This window comes from Acinetobacter modestus, from assembly GCF_014636095.1.
Taxonomy (GTDB): domain Bacteria; phylum Pseudomonadota; class Gammaproteobacteria; order Pseudomonadales; family Moraxellaceae; genus Acinetobacter; species Acinetobacter modestus.
The window spans coordinates 33,319-49,956 of the sequence record NZ_BMDV01000010.1; the positions used below are offsets into that span (position 1 = coordinate 33,319).

Sequence of the window (16,638 nt, forward strand, 5' to 3'; positions counted from 1 at the left end):
TACAATTTTACTTTTTTCGATTGATTGTACTCGATTTTGCTAGTTTTACTGGATTATTCGTCTAATTTAAGTATAGAAAGCCGAGCGAGGTACAAGTAATTGATTGAATCAATTCACTTTACTTTCCGGTGTAAATACGTAAATTGTCAGCAATAATTATACTTTTTGGAAAAAATAAAGATGTATTATTGGAATACCAAAGCTTTAGCACATGAGTTGGCTGAGGACACTCTAAGTAAACAACATTATAAAAACTATTATCTCGCAGCGGCATTGGTGGTGAGTGCTGTGTACTATTACGGTATGTATTCGCCTTATTCTGATATTCGAGTTATTGGGATTGAAGCTGCGTTGACCCTATTGATTATGCTGATAGGAATTCAACGGACTTATCAAGCCAATGGTGCTGATCAAGGTGTCCATTTCTTAAATCGAATTACGGCGTTGTCCTTTCCTATTTTGATGCAAAATACTGTGTTTGGAATTGTTTTTGGGTTAGTTTTATTGGGAATTTATCAATATTTTGGTTTAGCGCAAACCGCATTTGAAATGTGGTACGAATGGTGTGTTTCGGCTTTTACCATTTTTCTGCAAATTTTATTTTTTACTCGTTTGATGTCTTATATGAAATGGGTGGCAGCACATAGTATTTAAGTCTGTCTTTTATGATGATATAGCGTATGAGTGATTAGGATGAATATTGAATTACGCTTTGCTTTTGATGGATCAAAAGTAAAAAAATCCTTTCTTTAGCTGATGGTACCTGCCTAATACCACAGCTAAACCAGCGGCAGCCATGCCGCTGGGCACGATAGGATATTATGAGATTTACCTTCAAAAAATAAAAACAGTAGATGATTTCTCTACATATAAATATTGTCCTTTCTTTATTCCACAAAATAATGCGCGGCAAAATGGGCATCATTACCAATAATGTCGTAGCAGTCCTCACGAATCGACATGCCTGCACACTGATGTCCAACCATCCATAAACCGAGCGTTGGTAGCTGTCCTGAAAATAATGGAGTCTCTACCCATTTTTGTACCACATACCCATATTTGTCATAGTCATCAAAATAGAAACTACCAGAAGCAGCTCCTTGATCTTGACCATCTTGCAATACTCGGATATTCGCCCCTTCTCTCGCTAATATAGGTTTTTTGACCCATTTGCCAGAGAGTTTTTGCTGTGGATCAAAATGATGAGTCTCGACCAAAAGAGGATGATTTGGATAGCGTTTCCAAAGCTCCACTAAAATTGCTTTATTAGAGAGCAGCATTTTCCAACATGGTTCGATCCAATTCGATTGCGGACTCAGATATTGAGAGAATGATTCTTCCCAAATCCATTCCCAAGGATATAACTTGAATAGGTTTTGAATTGGTCGATTATTCAGATCAACAAAACTTTGTCCATTCCAGCCAATATTTTCCATTGAAAGTTCAGAAACTTGTAGATGCGCTTGAAAAGCGGTATCCATTAAATATTCTAGATTACCCCAGTCCTCTCGCCCTGCTTCTTGACAGGCTGCAAAATGCACATGACTGCCTCGCGGTAGAATCGTTTTCCAACGTTTAATTAAATCCTCATGAATACTATTAAATTGATCGCGATTAGGAATCCCTGATACCTGTTCGATCCATAACCATTGTGCTACAGACGCTTCTAACAGTCCTGTGGGAGTATCAGCATTGTATTCCAGCATTTTGATATTGCGCCCATCATAGGCAAAGTCAAAGCGTCCATATAGCATCGGCGCATTTTGTCGCCAAGACTGCTCGATTTGTGCAATTGCAGCAACTGGAATCTGGAAATAATCAGGATAATTACCGCGTTGAATCAAATCACTTGTCACAGCTAAACACATTTGGTGGAGCTCATTGGCTGCATCTTCAAGCTGTTCAATTTGCTTCAGTGTAAATTCGTAGGCAATTCCTTCTGACCAATAAATTGAGCCATCGAGTGAAGGTAAATTAAAATAATCGAAACCAATTTTTTGGTGTTCGAGTTGCCAGTCTGTGCGGGGTGATAATATTTTTCTTTTCATCTTGAGTTTCAGTCTTTTAATTAGCCGCCAAATGATGAGCCACCACGACCGAAACCGCCACGAATAGGTGATGATACAGAATAGCGTTTTGCAGTGGTTGAAATTGAAGGTTGTCCCACACTGAGATTGGTATGTGGTCTCAAAGTATTGTCTTTAAAAGAGACTTCACGATTATGTTGATAATATTGTGGTCCTAAATAACGCCCAGAACCAAAACCACCATAATAGCGAACTCCAGCAGTAGAACTTCCACTCCCTGAGCTATTTTCTTCTTCACAAGTTTCAGTATTCCAGTCTGTTGCACAATCATATTGATTGTTATAAACATCTTGTACTAGAGGTCCATCATTATGGCTACAGGCAGTCAGTAATAATGGTACAACAACAAGATTAATTTTTTTAGAACGCATGAGACCCCACTCATTTTAATTTGCTTGATCGACATAAATATGTGAGCAAGTCTTGTTTATTATGTTTCTGATTAAGAAAGATAAAAGCGATAAGCCGACATATCATATTGATCTGTTTTTTTAATGTATAGTCTATTCTTATATTTTAAATAATAGGGCATCCAAATTTTTATTAGATGCCCTATATGATGTATTAAGGTTGCGGTTGTTTTTTGTTGTGACGTAATGATAAATAAGCAGTAATACTTAATACCAATACGATAAAGCCTAATGAGATCCATATTGGCATATGGAATACATCAAGCAATAACATCTTCGCACCAATAAACAATAAGATAATGCCTAAACCATAAGGTAAATAATGTAATTTAGATGCAGCGCCAGCAAGTAAGAAGAACATTGCACGTAAACCCAAAATCGCCATTAAGTTTGCTGTTAATACAATAAACGGGTCACTGGTTACCGCGAAAATCGCAGGAATAGAGTCGACCGCGAAAATAACATCAGATGCTTCAACTAAGATTAAAACTAAAAATAAAGGTGTTGCCCACAACACGCCATTTTGACGGACGAAAAATTTATTACCTTCAAGTTGAGGGGTAATACGCATGTGTTTGCGTAACCATTTCAGTAATTTAATATCTTCAATATTGGTTTCTTCATCTTGACCTTTCAAGAATTTAAAACCTGTATACACAAGGAATGCACCGAAAATATAAAGTACCCAAGAAAACTCTTGTACGAACCAAGCCCCAATAAAGATAAAGATGGTTCTTAAAACAATCGCACCTAATACACCATAAAGTAAGATTTTACGTTGCAATGCAGGTGGAATTGCAAATGCTGCGAAGATCATCAACCAAACGAAGACGTTATCGATTGCCAGTGATTTTTCCAGTAGATAACCTGCGAAGTATTCCATGGTTTTTTGATTCGCAAGGGTGAGTCCTACTGTTTGCTGTAGATAGAGCCACAAGCCCCCACCAAATAGCGTTGCTACAGTGACCCAAGCAATACTCCAGTAAGCGGCTTGCTTGATTGGAACATCTTGATTTTGTTTTTGTTTAAAGCCTAAAAAATCGACCAAAAGCATGACTGTGACAAGGCCGAAGAATACGACATACAGCCATAGATTACCGATAGTTTCCATCACAACTCCCTATCTAGCAACTGGGCATAAAAAAACCTTGACCAGTTGCCAGATGAATAAATACATCTGTTTCAACATGATCAAGGTCTTGCCTACATCACATATCGATTGTGATGCTCAGAGTCCGACTTTTTGCAAAGTGTAATGACGAAGCTCTGACACCTAAGTATTTAAACTACACTACCTAGGTTTGGAGGAGGCTACTCCCCTTGTCAAACTAATTCTGTATGGATGGTGACATCCAAAGTAGGTATAGCATTACATAATTTACGTATTAGCGCAAATTTTGTGTGAATAAATTTTCAACAATATTTTATGATGCAGACAGAATAGAGCTTTCATTCCCATGAGTTGGGCTAAAATTTACAGGCTTTTGATGCCTTGAGAAGAAGATATGAGTGTTGAACATCATCAAATTAAAAGATTAAAGTTATTTGCACCCCGAGATCCAGAAGAACAGTATCGTGTAGCTACGCCTTTAGAACTTTTATTTGATCTCATCTTCGTGGTTGCGATCGCAACGGCAGGTCAGCAACTCCATCATGCGATGATCGAAGGTCATCTTTGGCATGCTTTGCCTACCTACTTTATGGTGTTTTTTGCATTATGGTGGGCATGGATGAATTTCACTTGGTTTGCCTCCGCTTATGATAATGATGACACGTTGTATCGTTGTTTAACCTTTGTGCAAATTTTGGGTTCATTGGTGATGGCGGCGGGGATTCCCGCAGTATTTCAGCAGCATGATTTCGATGTGATTATTATTGGCTACATCATCATGCGCTTGGCATTAGTGACGCAGTGGATACGTGTCGCAAAACATGATCCTGAACGAAGAGTAACAGCATATCGTTATGCAATCGGAATTGTCTTGGTTCAACTTGCATGGTTAATTGGTAATTTTAGTTCGATTCAACTGACTCCACTGATGTTCTTATGCTTAGTCTGCTTAGAACTGGCTGTTCCTTTTTATGCTGAAAGACATACTGCTACGCCATGGCATCCCCATCATATTGTGGAGCGTTATGCATTATTGACCATCATTGTACTGGGTGAGTCGATTATTGGTAGCTTCGCAGCTATACAAGATGCTTTTTCTAATCATGTCTTAAATCTAGAAGAAATTTTCCTAATAGTCGGTGGACTTTTGATGATGTTTGCGATGTGGTGGGTCTATTTTGATCGAAGTCATCACCATCATCAACGTCGAGGTGTGCAACCTTTTTTATGGGGATATGGGCATTTCTTTATTTTTATTAGTATTGCAGCTCTCGGTGCAGCCTTAGCAGCCGCTGTTGATGTGTCGACACAACATGCGCACATTTCTAGCCAAATGATGGGTTTAGTGATAGCGACTTGTTTGGCTGTTTATAGCACCTATCTCTGGTTATTTTATGAAGCTTTTTATTTACGCGGCTGGCGTCGTTGGGTTTATCCAATGACCATTTTAATTTTATTCTGTATCCCTTTACTATTTACTCAGATTGGATACAGCGTCTTTGCGATGGCTGTAATTTATGTCTTCAGACTCATTTTTTCAAAGACGTATTTAATGAATTGTGTTGATGAGCCTATTCATTCAAGCCATTCTCCTCATTAAGTTTTATAAGTTGATCGTTCCTCCAAACAAGCTATGGTAGCACTGCTGTAGCTTGTCCTGAGTGAAAGACATTTAAAATTTCTGCACGTAAAAACTGATGTCTTGCATTGTGTTTGACATGCTCATGCCAATACATACCCATATTGATTTTGGGTAATTCAATCGGAAGTGCATGAATCTGTAAATCTTTTGAATAGTGTAGATGTTTCAGAATACTTTGAGGGATAGTCAGTATTGCATTTGGGTGCTGCGCTAAGACCTGTAAAGCTGTTGAATAGTGCTGACAGCGTAGAAAAATTTGCCGAGACAATTGTTGTCGATTTAGATAAATATCCTCTAATAATAACCCCGTACGCCGTGATGACACACCAATATGCGGTGATGATAAATAGAGCGATAAATCCATTTTAGTTTGCTGTGTACAGACCACAAAATAATCTTCAATCAGGTTTTCAAACTGTAAATGAGCTTGAAACGGTTGTACTAAGTCAATCACAAAATCGATTTGTTGTGCTGACAAATCAGCCAACATATTTTTACGATCAAGTTTAGAACTAAAAAACTGGATATTGAGATTTTGCTTGGCAAAGTGATTGACCAATTGAGGAAAAATAATGGGTTCGATTTCATCATGAATCGCGATTTTTATACTTTGTAGCATGCTCGGCATAAAATCTTGCTGAGGCATAGCGATTTTTTGAATACTCAATAAAGCCATTTGAATCGGCTGATAAATCTGCTCAGCATAAGGCGTTGGCAGCATTTTTTGCCCGCTTCGAACAAATAAGTCATCCCCAAGTTGCGTGCGCAAACGCTGCAAGGCGTGGCTGACCGCAGATTGGCTGATACACAACAATTGCGCGGCTTTGGAAATGCTCTTTTGTTCAAAAATCGCAATAAACAGCGGATATAAATTAATATCAATACGATGAAAGTGAGCCACTTCCAATGGGCTAGTATTATGAATATGATTCATAGTTTTGAATAAAATAAAATCATTTCATTCATAATAAATTTTCGCTTATGGTGATGTAAAGCAGCGAATCAATATTCGCCACATTTTACATTGAGGGAAATGATGATGTTTGCATTATCTGAACGCGCACAGGATTTTATTGCACGAACGCAAGCCTTTATTCAACAAGAAATAGAACCGATTGAAAAAGCCTTCTGGGATGACGTCCATCATCTCAATGTGGATGGTGACTGGACCAAGTGGCAGTGGCCAGAACAATTACAACAATTGAAAGATAAGGCTAAAGCGGCTGGCTTATGGAATATGTTTTTGCCCGATGCGGAATTGGGTGCTGGTTTATCGGTTCAGGAATATGCGCATATTGCCGAACTGACTGGACGTAGCTTACTTGCACCAACCGTATTTAACTGTAATGCACCTGATAGCGGCAACATGGAAGTGTTATGGCGCTATGGTAGCGAGGCACAAAAACAGCAATGGTTGCAACCTTTGCTTGCAGGAGAAATCCGTTCAGTGTTCTGTATGACTGAACCCGCCGTGGCTTCCAGTGATGCTACTAATATGCAGGCCACGGCGGTGATTGAGGGGGATGAAATTGTACTGAATGGCCGCAAATGGTGGTCATCGGGCTTGGGCGATCCCAATGCCAAAGTGATTATTTTCATGGCTTATACCCCAGACCCGAATAAAGACCGTCATCATCAACATTCGATGGTACTTGTGCCGATTGACACGCAAGGCGTGAGTATTGAGCGAATGTTGCCTGTGTTTGGTGATTACGATGCACCGCATGGACATGGGCAAGTCAATTTTGACAATGTGCGTGTGCCAGTCAGCTGCTTTATTGGGGGGGCAGGACAAGGTTTTGAAATTGCACAAGGTCGTTTAGGGCCTGGGCGGATTCACCATTGTATGCGTTGTATTGGTGCAGCTGAAAAAGCGTTGGAACTGATGATTGATCGAGGCATGTCACGTAAAGCCTTTGGCAAAGAAATTCTCAAACTCGGCGGTAATTTAGAGCGTATTGCAGATGCGCGGGTGCAGATCGATCAGGCTCGCTTATTGACCCTGTACGCCGCTTATAAGATGGATACGCTGGGCAATATGGCGGCATTAACAGAAATCTCTGCGATTAAAGTGGTGGCGCCGACTGTATTACAAAACGTGGTGGATATGGCGATTCAAATCCACGGTGGCGAAGGCGTTTCACGTGATACCCCGTTGACTGCATTTTTTAATCAAGCACGTAGTTTACGTTTGGCTGATGGACCAGATGAAGTCCATAAAGGCATGATTGCCAAATTAGAACTCAAAAAACGTGGCTATGCTCGTTGATAAGGATAAAAGTAAATGGCAGTAATTGATGTTGGCGGTCAGATTCGCCATGGTGAAGAACTGGATATTGCAGCGGTTGAAAACTGGCTAAAAAACCAAGGTGTGGATCTGCAAGGACAGGCACAAGTGACCCAATACTCAGGGGGCGCATCGAATTGGACCTATCGGCTGCAGTATGACAATGCAGACCTGATCTTGCGTCGTCCGCCGAAAGGTACCAAAGCCAAATCAGCGCATGATATGGCGCGTGAATACAATGTGCAGAAGCATCTGGCACCGTTTTACCCTGTGCTACCTGAAATGATTGCACTGTGTCAGGATGACAGCATCATCGGTTGCGATTTTTATGTGATGAGGCGGATTGAAGGCATTATTCCACGTGCTAATTTACCCAAAGAATTACAGTTGGATGAGTCACAGGTGCAGCAACTTTGCCTGAATGTCTTAGATAAATTGATTGAGCTGCATCAAGTACCTTATCAAGGCACAGAGCTAGAAAAACTGGGTAAAGGTGAAGGCTACTGTCGCCGTCAAGTTGAAGGTTGGGATGCACGTTATAGCAAAGCGCTGACACCGAATGTGCCCGATTTTACCTTTGTGCGTGAGTGGTTGCTGGAACATATCCCAACTGATGCTAAAACCTGTGTGATTCATAATGATTGGCGTTTTGACAATGTCATTCTTGATCCAAACCAGCCGACCAAAGTGATTGGTGTGCTTGATTGGGAAATGGCAACATTGGGTGATCCTTTGATGGATTTAGGCAGCGCACTCGCCTACTGGATTCAAGAGGACGATGATGCCTTGATGAAATCGAGCCGTCGCCAGCCGACCAATTTAAAAGGCATGCTGACACGGCAACAGGTGGTGGATTACTATCTGGAAAAGACTGGTTTACAGCCTGCCAATTGGGCTTTTTATGAAGTGTTCGGTTTGTTCCGTTTGGCCGTGATTGCGCAACAGATTTATTATCGTTATTACCATCAGCAAACCGATAATCCAGCCTTTAAAGATTTCTGGATCATGATTCATGCCTTACATATTCGGGCTTTAAAACTGATCGCGCAAAACAATCCGCAGGCACGACCATTGATTGCTGAATATGGTGCAAAACTACAGGATATTTTAAAACGATGACCACAATTTATTTGGTACGACATGGGCAGGCGTCTTTTGGTGCAGCAAGTTATGACCAGCTTTCAGCCAAAGGTGAACAGCAGGCACAGGTTGTCGGTGATTTTTTTAAACAGACTCTGAAACAAACACCGCTGATTGTGGCAGGTTCGATGCAACGTCATCAGCAAACAGCGCAACTGGCTTTATCACAAAGCTTTCATGATGCAGCGATTCAAACTGAATCTGCATGGAATGAGTTTGATCATCAACAGGTGTTTGCCCAATACGAACCACGTTTTAATCAACCTGGATTGCTGAAACAGGATGTTGAATTGATGGCCAATCCTCGGGCTTATCTGGCCAAAATTTTCGATGGAGCCATCGACCGCTGGATTGGCGAGCAGTATGACCATGAATATCATGAAACCTGGTTGGGTTTTCAGTCTCGGGTAGAAAATGCCTTACAGCTGTTATGTCAGCACATTGATGCAACCCAGCAGCGTCAAGCCGTGGTATTCAGTTCTGGCGGTGTCATTTCTGTGGCGGTTGGCAAGGTATTAGGTTTGGATGCCAAACAGATTTTTGCACTGAACTGGTCAATTGCCAATGCCAGTATTACTACCTTGCGTTGGACCGATGGTCGTTTGCAATTACTCAGTTTTAATGAGCATCATTATTTAAAAGCGCGTGATGCTGAACTTTTAACATGGATTTAAAAAATAGGTGGCAGGCATGGCAAAAACGATTTTAATTACAGGTGCAAGTTCGGGCTTAGGCGCAGGTATGGCGCGTGAATTCGCAGCCAAGGGCTACAATTTGGCACTTTGCGCACGACGTTTAGAGCGTCTGGAAGCGTTACAACAGCAGTTGCAAAGCCAGTTCTCAATTCAGGTCAAGATTAAGATCCTTGATGTGACCCATTACGATGATGTGTTTACTGTGTTTAAAGCCTTTCAGCAAGAATTTGGAACGATTGACCGAATTATTGTCAATGCTGGTGTTGGCGATGGTCGCCGTATTGGTAAAGGGCATTTTGAGGTGAACCGCGCCACGGCGGAAACCAATTTTATTTCGGCACTGGCACAGTGTGAAGCCGCGGTTGAAATCTTTAGAGCACAAAATAAAGGCCATTTGGTGGTGATTTCTTCGATGAGTGCGATGCGTGGTTTACCGAAGCATTTATCGACCTATGCCGCTAGTAAAGCTGCGGTGGCGCATTTGGCCGAAGGGATTCGTGCTGAGTTGTTGAATACCCCAATTAAAGTCTCAACGATTTTCCCAGGTTATATTCGCACTGAATTAAATGAGGGTGCGAAGAAATTACCGTTTGAAGTGGATGAAAAAACGGGTAGCAAGGCTTTGGTCAAAGCGATTGAGAAAGAACCTGTGAAGGCTTATGTACCGCAGTGGCCGTGGTTGCCAATGGGGATTGCAATGAAGATTTTGCCGTTAAAATTGGTGAATAAACTGAGTTGATTTAAATGGTTATAGTGGAGTCTTACTAGGGTGTCATTTTAATTTTAGACTAAGCCACTACGTCTTGCACTTCAGTTGAAATATATTTCAACTTTGTTCAGGCTCGACCTACTTTTCTTTCGGGAAAAGTAGGCAAAGCCATTGTCATCCACAAAACCTGGTCACTTCTTTCATTTAATTAATGCTTCGCAGAAACAGCATTTTGCTGATATTTACTATTGTGACGGCGGCATGGATGCCGCCTGTTTGGCAGGGGTCACATGGATGTACCCTCTGCCTAACAAAGGATTTTTGCTTACTTTTCATCCCTGAAAAGTGAGATATGCCTATACAAAGGGTATAGGTTTTTTTCTAATAAATGAGGCCGTGCAATACCTGTATTTACTAAGACAAAGCCATAATCAACTTCTGGTGTAAACCACCAAAGCCGCCATTCGACATGATCACCACAGCATCGCCCTCACCTGCTTCATTGACCACACGGGCAATGATGTCATCCAATGAACGGCTGACTTCAGCCTTGTTTGATGATGCAGAGATTACTGGTTGTAGATCCCAATCCAAGCCTTCTGGTTGATACCAAATCACTTCATCGGCCAAACGCGCAGAATGTGCCAAACCATCTTTATGGCTGCCCATACGCATAGTGTTAGAACGTGGTTCAATGATCGCCCACAGCTTACGTTCGCCTAAACGTTTACGTGCGCCGTCTAGTGTCGTTTCAATCGCAGTTGGGTGATGGGCAAAGTCATCATAGACTTCGATGCCACGCACCGTGCCTAATAGCTCCATACGGCGTTTAACGCCACCGAAGTTGGATAAGGCTTCACAGGCTTGTTCAAGGCTGACACCAACGTGTTGTGCAGCAGCAATGGTCGCTAAGGCATTGGCAACACTGTGCTGCCCTGTCATATTCCATTTCACTTCACCAATCACTTTGCCGTGTTCCAGTACTTTAAAGTAACTGCCATCGGCACTGATCAACTCAGCAGATAACGCAGCTTGCTCATTTGGTTCTAGACTAGTACGCACCACAGGGGTCCAGCAGCCCTGCTCTAATACTTCATCAATATTAGTTTCAGTGATTGGCGCAATAATACGACCTTTGCTTGGAATAGTACGCACTAAATGATGGAACTGTTTTTGAATCGCAGCCAGATCATCAAAAATATCGGCGTGATCAAATTCGAGGTTATTGAGAATCGCGGTTTTAGGGTGATAGTGAACGAACTTAGAACGTTTATCAAAGAAGGCAGAATCATATTCATCTGCTTCAACACAGAAATATTGACCGCCCCCCAAACGTGCACTTTCACTGAAACCCAGTGGTACGCCGCCAATCAAGAAACCCGGATTTAAGCCTGCTTGATCAAGAACCCAAGCCAACATGGTGGTGGTGGTGGTTTTACCGTGTGTGCCCGCGACACCAAGTACATGTTTGCCTTGCAGTACATGATCGGCCAAGAATTGTGGCCCAGAAATATAAGGCAGGCCTTCATTCAGCATGTATTCAATCGCATCAATACCACGTTTCATAGCATTGCCGACGATGACAAGATCGGGATGTGGTTGCAAATGGCTACGGTCATAGCCCTGCATCAATTCAATACCTGCATTTTCAAGTTGAGTTGACATTGGTGGATAAACATTGGCATCTGAGCCTGTGACTTTATGTCCTAAATCTCGTGCTAATAGAGCCAAAGACCCCATAAATGTGCCACAAATACCCAAAATATGCAGATGCATAATGCGCCTTCTCCACTGCTTTGCATACAGCACGGAACTCGTGTGTATGATTGTCGTTATCAATAAAAATCAATCGCAACGATAGCAAGGCTGACATTGAAAAGATAGTCAAAATTCGTTGTAGTTATTAACTTAAAATGAAGTGATTTTAACGTTATGCTGCTGTAGTCAAATGCAAATGATTCAGCCCTTATTTTTATAAAAGGACATACGATTGAGCCCTACACTTTTAGCATTATGTTTGTTGATCATTTCTAACTGTTTTATGACTATGGCATGGTATGGGCATCTGAAGATTTTACATGATGCGCCGCTTTGGCAAGCAATCCTGTTTAGCTGGTGTATAGCCCTGCTAGAATATAGTTTCATGATTCCTGCGACTAAGTTATTAAATCAACAGGGTTGGAGTTTGGGGGAAATGAAGATCACCCAAGAGGTGGTTACACTCATGGTATTTGTTCCCTTTATGGTTTTTCTGTTTAAACAACCATTCAAGTTGGATTATGTCTGGGCTATGCTTTGTTTGATGGGATGTGTTTATTTTGTTTTTCGTAATCAAACCTAATTTTTCAAGAAAGTCGTTAATGTGTTCTGTGGTTGGGGATGTTTGAAAAAACCGCTATAATATTTGCCAATTTATTCCTTCGTGCTTGGCGTAAGTCGAGATACTTCTCTATTTTTATCATGTTTTGGAAAAGCCAATGAATGCGGTCGCAACAGATAGCCAACCTTTAGTCGGAATTATCATGGGTTCTCAATCAGATTGGGCAACCCTTGAACATACCGCTAATATGCTCAAACAATTGGGTGTTCCTTTTGAAGCTGAGGTGGTTTCTGCGCACCGTACGCCAGATCGTTTATTTGAATATGCTGAAACAGCACGCGATCGTGGTATTCAGGTAATTATTGCGGGTGCTGGTGGCGCTGCACATTTGCCTGGGATGTGTGCTGCTAAAACTGATTTGCCTGTGCTTGGCGTGCCTGTTAAATCTTCAATTTTAAATGGCGTGGATTCATTGCTTTCGATTGTACAAATGCCAGCGGGTATTGCGGTAGGTACTTTGGCTATTGGTCAGGCTGGTGCAACTAATGCGGCAATTCTTGCAGCACAAATTCTAGGTTTAACCCGCCCAGATATTGCTAAAAATGTGGCTGATTTCCGCACAGCTCAAACGGAAAAAGTATCGAACAATAACATTCCTGGTCAAGTATAACGGGGCCAATCATGAATAAAACCATCGGTATTTTTGGTGGTGGACAGCTTGGGCGCATGATGGCGCAAGCAGCTTTACCACTCAATATTCAATGTAGCTTTTTCGAAGCCGAAACAGACTGCCCAGCAGCTATTTTAGGTCCTGTATTTTCAAGTAAAAATCCAGAAGCACTACAAGATTTCATCGCAAGTGCCGATGTATTCAGCCTTGAATTTGAAAATACGCCTGTTGCTGATGTAGATGTTTTGACCCAAACTAAGACACTGCACCCTCCTCGCCTTGCTTTGGCGATAGCACAAAATCGCTTGGCAGAAAAAAGTTTGTTTGACGAACTCGGTATTCCAGTTGCACCGTATCGTGCTGTGGATAGCTTAGAGAGCTTAAAGCAAGCCGTGGCTGAACTTGGATTACCTATCGTTTTAAAAACCGTAACAGGCGGCTACGATGGTAAAGGTCAGTTTGTATTACGTTCTGAAGATCAAATTGATACAGCTTGGACTGAATTAGGCCCTGCCAAAAGCTTGATTGCAGAAAGTTTTGTGAAGTTTAGCCGTGAAGTATCCATTATTGCGGTACGTGGTCAAGATGGTGATGTCAAAACATGGGCACTCGCCGAAAACCATCATCACAATGGTATTCTCTCTCACTCAATTGTTCCTGCACCAAATAGCACAGATTTACAACCAGTTGCACAAGACTATATTACTCGGTTGTTGAATCATCTTAATTATGTGGGTGTGCTTACGCTTGAATTATTCGTGACTGAACAAGGGCTTTATGCCAATGAAATGGCATGTCGTGTTCATAATTCAGGACATTGGTCGATTGAAGGTGCGATTTGCTCGCAGTTTGAAAATCATATTCGTGCAGTAGCAGGCTTGCCGCTTGGAGCAACCGATGTTGTGCGTCCAACAGTGATGATCAATATCATTGGTCAACATCCTAAATCAGAAGATGTTTTAGCACTCAAAGGTGCGCATTTACATCTTTATAATAAGTCTGAGCGTGCTGGTCGTAAGCTTGGTCATATTACTTTGATGCCGAACAATAGTGACGAATTGACCGTGTTATGCCGCCAATTAGCTCAGATTTTACCTGTGCCATTGGCATTAACAGCGGATATGAGCCTCTAAACTTATCCACAATAGATAAAAAAGCGGTCTTCGGGTCGCTTTTTTATCGTCTATTATTTTAAATTTAAAGTTTTAAATTCAAAAAATGCGCGATACCATTTTTGGTGCGCTGTGGATAACTTTAAGCTGGGCTTTTGAATTTAAAATAGTGTGAAAAATTTGAATTTAACCTATGGTGGGTTATTGAGTGTTGTAGTTTAAATTCAAAAATATGCAGTTTTTAAATTTAAAACTAAAGGTATTGCTGTGTTTTGACTTTAAATTTTGAGATTGTGGGTATCTATTTTTGATCTTAATTTTATGAAATGTAAGGAATAATGTGTGGGTTTAAGCTGTTTTATTAAATTGGAATGAATTTAAATGAGGTATCTATTTTTGAATTCAAAAAACATAGTCGATGTGAAGTTATTTTTAAATTCAAAATACAGATAATGATTGATGCTTGTTTTGAATTTAAATGGGTGGTGTTGATAACTTTTAAATTTAAAACGACGGTAGAATTATGAATTTAAAAATTAGGTTTTAAATTTAAAAGACAATAAATGAATTCAAAGTTACGTTTCCAAACGATACATATTCAAACAGCATGTTAAGGTGATATGGAAATTTGAATTCAAATATTTTGGTTAACTCATGAAACATTATTTTTCTTTTTTTCTAGGCACTGCCTTTTTTACGTTTTTTAGTCAGGCACATGCTGAGCTTGTGATTAATGGTGCAACATTTTCCTCATCCTCAACTGCTATTCAAAACACGAGTACATATACTTCAACTTCAGATTTTCAAGGCTGCTTAGCAAATTTACGCTCACAAGCAATTGCTTCTGGTGTTTCAGCATCAAGCTATGATCGTTACACGCAGAATTTAAAACCAGATTATTCGGTCATAGACAAATTGAATTATCAACCTGAATTTTCTACTGCAATTTGGGACTATTTATCAGGTTTGGTTGATGATGAGCGTGTCCAAGCAGGTAAACAGAAACTTGCTCAACATCGTGCTGTTTTAAATCGAGTTGAACAGGCTTATGGTGTACCGGCAGAAACTGTAGTGGCGGTGTGGGGTGTGGAAAGTAACTATGGCGATATTTCAGGTAAATATCCTTTATTACAAGCATTAGGCACTTTAAGTTGTGAGGGACGCCGTCAAAGTTATTTCCGAGGTGAATTTTTTGCAGCAATGCGAATCTTACAGCGTGGTGATTTAAACCAAGACCAACTCTATGGCTCATGGGCAGGTGCGTTTGGACATACTCAATTTATGCCATCGACCTACGAGCGCTTAGCAGTAGATTTTGATGGTGATGGTCGACGTGATTTGGTTTCAAGCACAACAGATGCATTAGCTTCGACGGCTAACTTTTTAAAGCAAGCAGGGTGGCAAACAGGTATGCCGTGGGGTTTTGAAATCAAAATTCCTCAAGGAATGTCAATTGCAGGAGAAAGTCGTCGCAATAAAAAATCTTTGAATAGTTGGATTGCACAAGGTGTGACACGTGCAGATGGCACAGCTTTAATTCAGGGTAATTTATCGGGAAGTACGCCTGCTGGATTGATTTCACCTGCGGGCGCAAATGGTCCAATATTTCTGGTCTTTAAAAACTTTGATGCAATTTATAGCTATAACGCTGCTGAAAGTTATGGTTTAGCGATCGCTCATTTATCTGATCGTTTACGTGGTGGTACAGCATTTTTAACGTCTTGGCCAACCGATGATGCAGGGACTTCTCGAGCAGAGCGTCGCGAAATTCAGCAGTTTTTGGTCAAGCGAGGTTATGATATTGGTGTGGTGGATGGATTGATTGGAGACAAAAGTCGTCAAGCCATTCGCCAAGAGCAAACACGCTTAGGCTTGAATCCTACAGGTCGTGCTGGTCAACAAATTTTACGTGCATTTAGGCAAGAGCAAGCAAAACAAATGATGCAATAAGTATATTTAAATAAAATAAGGTCTGCTTAAACGTAGACCTTATTTTATTTAGGGTGCAGCATCTAATTTTATGGCTTCTAAAATATCAAAAATTACCGCAGTGACATCTTGGCTTAAATCACGATCATTAAAAATCTCGTAAGCAGTAATGGTCACATCTGTATCGCTAGGTAGTTGTTTTTGTTCTTCTTCAATCAGGTGTTCAATTGGTAAGAGCGTTTGTTTAACTTCTAGATGTAGAACTTCATTATAAGTAAGATTCTCATCTTCAAACTCTAATTCATGTTCATTGAAATAGGGGATCAAAATAGAATGAAGATACGGACTAAGATCCTGAATATCTAAGATTTCAATATCACGAGTCTGTTCAATCGTACTGATGTGGTCATTCACTTCAATGAGGATATGATAATAACTCATGCTGATCTCCATTAAGACTAAGATGATGTTTTGACACCACAATAACATGAATAAATCAAAAGAATCGACTCATTGTTACGATCTT

16 protein-coding genes are annotated in these 16,638 nt (G+C 40.8%); 10 read left to right on the forward strand and 6 right to left on the reverse strand.

Annotation, left to right across the window (positions count from 1 at the left end):
- The first annotated feature begins 180 nt into the window (after positions 1–180).
- Positions 181–654, forward strand: coding sequence for a hypothetical protein (locus IEV17_RS15965; protein ID WP_004660529.1), 474 nt, complete (start codon positions 181–183; stop codon positions 652–654).
- A 233-nt stretch (positions 655–887) separates the two neighbouring features.
- Here IEV17_RS15965 and IEV17_RS15970 read toward each other — a convergent pair whose 3' ends face one another.
- The 3 genes from IEV17_RS15970 to IEV17_RS15980 all read right to left on the reverse strand — a co-directional run bounded on the left by IEV17_RS15970 (position 888) and on the right by IEV17_RS15980 (position 3,608).
- Positions 888–2,048 (reverse strand): glutathionylspermidine synthase family protein, encoded by a 1,161-nt coding sequence (locus IEV17_RS15970; protein ID WP_004660527.1) that lies wholly within the window; start codon positions 2,046–2,048, stop codon positions 888–890.
- Between the two features lie 20 nt (positions 2,049–2,068).
- A complete protein-coding gene (locus IEV17_RS15975; RefSeq protein WP_004660525.1) occupies positions 2,069–2,458 on the reverse strand; it encodes a hypothetical protein in 390 nt (129 codons plus the stop codon).
- Positions 2,459–2,651: 193 nt separating this feature from the next.
- Positions 2,652–3,608, reverse strand: coding sequence for a TerC family protein (locus tag IEV17_RS15980; RefSeq protein ID WP_004660524.1), 957 nt, complete (start codon positions 3,606–3,608; stop codon positions 2,652–2,654).
- A 394-nt stretch (positions 3,609–4,002) separates the two neighbouring features.
- On the opposite strand from IEV17_RS15980, the gene IEV17_RS15985 reads away from it, so the two are divergent.
- A complete protein-coding gene (locus IEV17_RS15985; protein ID WP_004660523.1) occupies positions 4,003–5,208 on the forward strand; it encodes a low temperature requirement protein A in 1,206 nt (401 codons plus the stop codon).
- A gap of 31 nt (positions 5,209–5,239) precedes the next feature.
- Here IEV17_RS15985 and IEV17_RS15990 read toward each other — a convergent pair whose 3' ends face one another.
- Positions 5,240–6,184: a LysR family transcriptional regulator gene (locus tag IEV17_RS15990; RefSeq protein WP_004660522.1), complete on the reverse strand. Its 945-nt coding sequence runs from the start codon at positions 6,182–6,184 to the stop codon at positions 5,240–5,242.
- 105 nt (positions 6,185–6,289) lie between these two features.
- On the opposite strand from IEV17_RS15990, the gene IEV17_RS15995 reads away from it, so the two are divergent.
- Genes IEV17_RS15995 through IEV17_RS16010 form a run of 4 tightly spaced genes read left to right on the forward strand, consistent with a single transcriptional unit; the run spans position 6,290 to position 10,111 of the window.
- The gene (locus tag IEV17_RS15995) at positions 6,290–7,519 is read left to right on the forward strand and encodes an acyl-CoA dehydrogenase family protein (RefSeq protein ID WP_004660521.1); all 1,230 of its coding nucleotides are present in this window, start codon (positions 6,290–6,292) and stop codon (positions 7,517–7,519) included.
- A 15-nt stretch (positions 7,520–7,534) separates the two neighbouring features.
- On the forward strand, positions 7,535–8,656 hold the full coding sequence (locus IEV17_RS16000) for a phosphotransferase family protein (protein WP_004660520.1): 1,122 nt from the start codon (positions 7,535–7,537) through the stop codon (positions 8,654–8,656).
- Positions 8,653–9,351, forward strand: a complete 699-nt coding sequence (locus tag IEV17_RS16005; protein WP_004660519.1) for a histidine phosphatase family protein — start codon at positions 8,653–8,655, stop codon at positions 9,349–9,351. Before IEV17_RS16000 ends, IEV17_RS16005 begins: the two co-directional genes overlap by 4 nt.
- 16 nt (positions 9,352–9,367) lie before the next feature.
- Positions 9,368–10,111, forward strand: a complete 744-nt coding sequence (locus tag IEV17_RS16010) for an SDR family oxidoreductase (RefSeq protein WP_004660518.1) — start codon at positions 9,368–9,370, stop codon at positions 10,109–10,111.
- A gap of 384 nt (positions 10,112–10,495) precedes the next feature.
- Here IEV17_RS16010 and mpl read toward each other — a convergent pair whose 3' ends face one another.
- Positions 10,496–11,857 (reverse strand): UDP-N-acetylmuramate:L-alanyl-gamma-D-glutamyl-meso-diaminopimelate ligase, encoded by a 1,362-nt coding sequence (gene mpl, locus IEV17_RS16015; protein WP_004660516.1) that lies wholly within the window; start codon positions 11,855–11,857, stop codon positions 10,496–10,498.
- 265 nt (positions 11,858–12,122) lie between these two features.
- Between mpl and IEV17_RS16020 the strand changes: the two genes are divergently transcribed.
- From IEV17_RS16020 to IEV17_RS16035, 4 genes are all read left to right on the forward strand, one after another.
- Positions 12,123–12,422: a DMT family protein gene (locus tag IEV17_RS16020; protein ID WP_046738361.1), complete on the forward strand. Its 300-nt coding sequence runs from the start codon at positions 12,123–12,125 to the stop codon at positions 12,420–12,422.
- Positions 12,423–12,558: 136 nt separating this feature from the next.
- On the forward strand, positions 12,559–13,071 hold the full coding sequence (purE, locus tag IEV17_RS16025; RefSeq protein WP_004660511.1) for a 5-(carboxyamino)imidazole ribonucleotide mutase: 513 nt from the start codon (positions 12,559–12,561) through the stop codon (positions 13,069–13,071).
- Positions 13,072–13,082: 11 nt separating this feature from the next.
- A complete protein-coding gene (locus IEV17_RS16030; protein WP_004660509.1) occupies positions 13,083–14,204 on the forward strand; it encodes a 5-(carboxyamino)imidazole ribonucleotide synthase in 1,122 nt (373 codons plus the stop codon).
- 633 nt (positions 14,205–14,837) lie between these two features.
- Entirely contained in the window at positions 14,838–16,133 is a 1,296-nt protein-coding gene (locus tag IEV17_RS16035; protein ID WP_004660507.1) for a lytic murein transglycosylase, read from the forward strand.
- 48 nt (positions 16,134–16,181) lie between these two features.
- On the opposite strand, the gene IEV17_RS16040 is transcribed toward IEV17_RS16035, so the two are convergent.
- On the reverse strand, positions 16,182–16,565 hold the full coding sequence (locus IEV17_RS16040; protein ID WP_152630147.1) for a hypothetical protein: 384 nt from the start codon (positions 16,563–16,565) through the stop codon (positions 16,182–16,184).
- Between the last annotated feature and the right edge of the window lie 73 nt (positions 16,566–16,638).

Excerpts from the sequence above, each read along its gene's own strand:
- IEV17_RS15965 (WP_004660529.1), top strand. The coding sequence starts at position 181 with ATGTATTATTGGAATACCAAAGCTTTAGCACATGAGTTGGCTGAGGAC.
- IEV17_RS15970 (WP_004660527.1), bottom strand. The coding sequence starts at position 2,048 with ATGAAAAGAAAAATATTATCACCCCGCACAGACTGGCAACTCGAACAC.
- IEV17_RS15975 (WP_004660525.1), bottom strand. The coding sequence starts at position 2,458 with ATGCGTTCTAAAAAAATTAATCTTGTTGTTGTACCATTATTACTGACT.
- IEV17_RS15980 (WP_004660524.1), bottom strand. The coding sequence starts at position 3,608 with ATGGAAACTATCGGTAATCTATGGCTGTATGTCGTATTCTTCGGCCTT.
- IEV17_RS15985 (WP_004660523.1), top strand. The coding sequence starts at position 4,003 with ATGAGTGTTGAACATCATCAAATTAAAAGATTAAAGTTATTTGCACCC.
- IEV17_RS15990 (WP_004660522.1), bottom strand. The coding sequence starts at position 6,184 with ATGAATCATATTCATAATACTAGCCCATTGGAAGTGGCTCACTTTCAT.
- IEV17_RS15995 (WP_004660521.1), top strand. The coding sequence starts at position 6,290 with ATGTTTGCATTATCTGAACGCGCACAGGATTTTATTGCACGAACGCAA.
- IEV17_RS16000 (WP_004660520.1), top strand. The coding sequence starts at position 7,535 with ATGGCAGTAATTGATGTTGGCGGTCAGATTCGCCATGGTGAAGAACTG.
- IEV17_RS16005 (WP_004660519.1), top strand. The coding sequence starts at position 8,653 with ATGACCACAATTTATTTGGTACGACATGGGCAGGCGTCTTTTGGTGCA.
- IEV17_RS16010 (WP_004660518.1), top strand. The coding sequence starts at position 9,368 with ATGGCAAAAACGATTTTAATTACAGGTGCAAGTTCGGGCTTAGGCGCA.
- mpl (WP_004660516.1), bottom strand. The coding sequence starts at position 11,857 with ATGCATCTGCATATTTTGGGTATTTGTGGCACATTTATGGGGTCTTTG.
- IEV17_RS16020 (WP_046738361.1), top strand. The coding sequence starts at position 12,123 with ATGACTATGGCATGGTATGGGCATCTGAAGATTTTACATGATGCGCCG.
- purE (WP_004660511.1), top strand. The coding sequence starts at position 12,559 with ATGAATGCGGTCGCAACAGATAGCCAACCTTTAGTCGGAATTATCATG.
- IEV17_RS16030 (WP_004660509.1), top strand. The coding sequence starts at position 13,083 with ATGAATAAAACCATCGGTATTTTTGGTGGTGGACAGCTTGGGCGCATG.
- IEV17_RS16035 (WP_004660507.1), top strand. The coding sequence starts at position 14,838 with ATGAAACATTATTTTTCTTTTTTTCTAGGCACTGCCTTTTTTACGTTT.
- IEV17_RS16040 (WP_152630147.1), bottom strand. The coding sequence starts at position 16,565 with ATGGAGATCAGCATGAGTTATTATCATATCCTCATTGAAGTGAATGAC.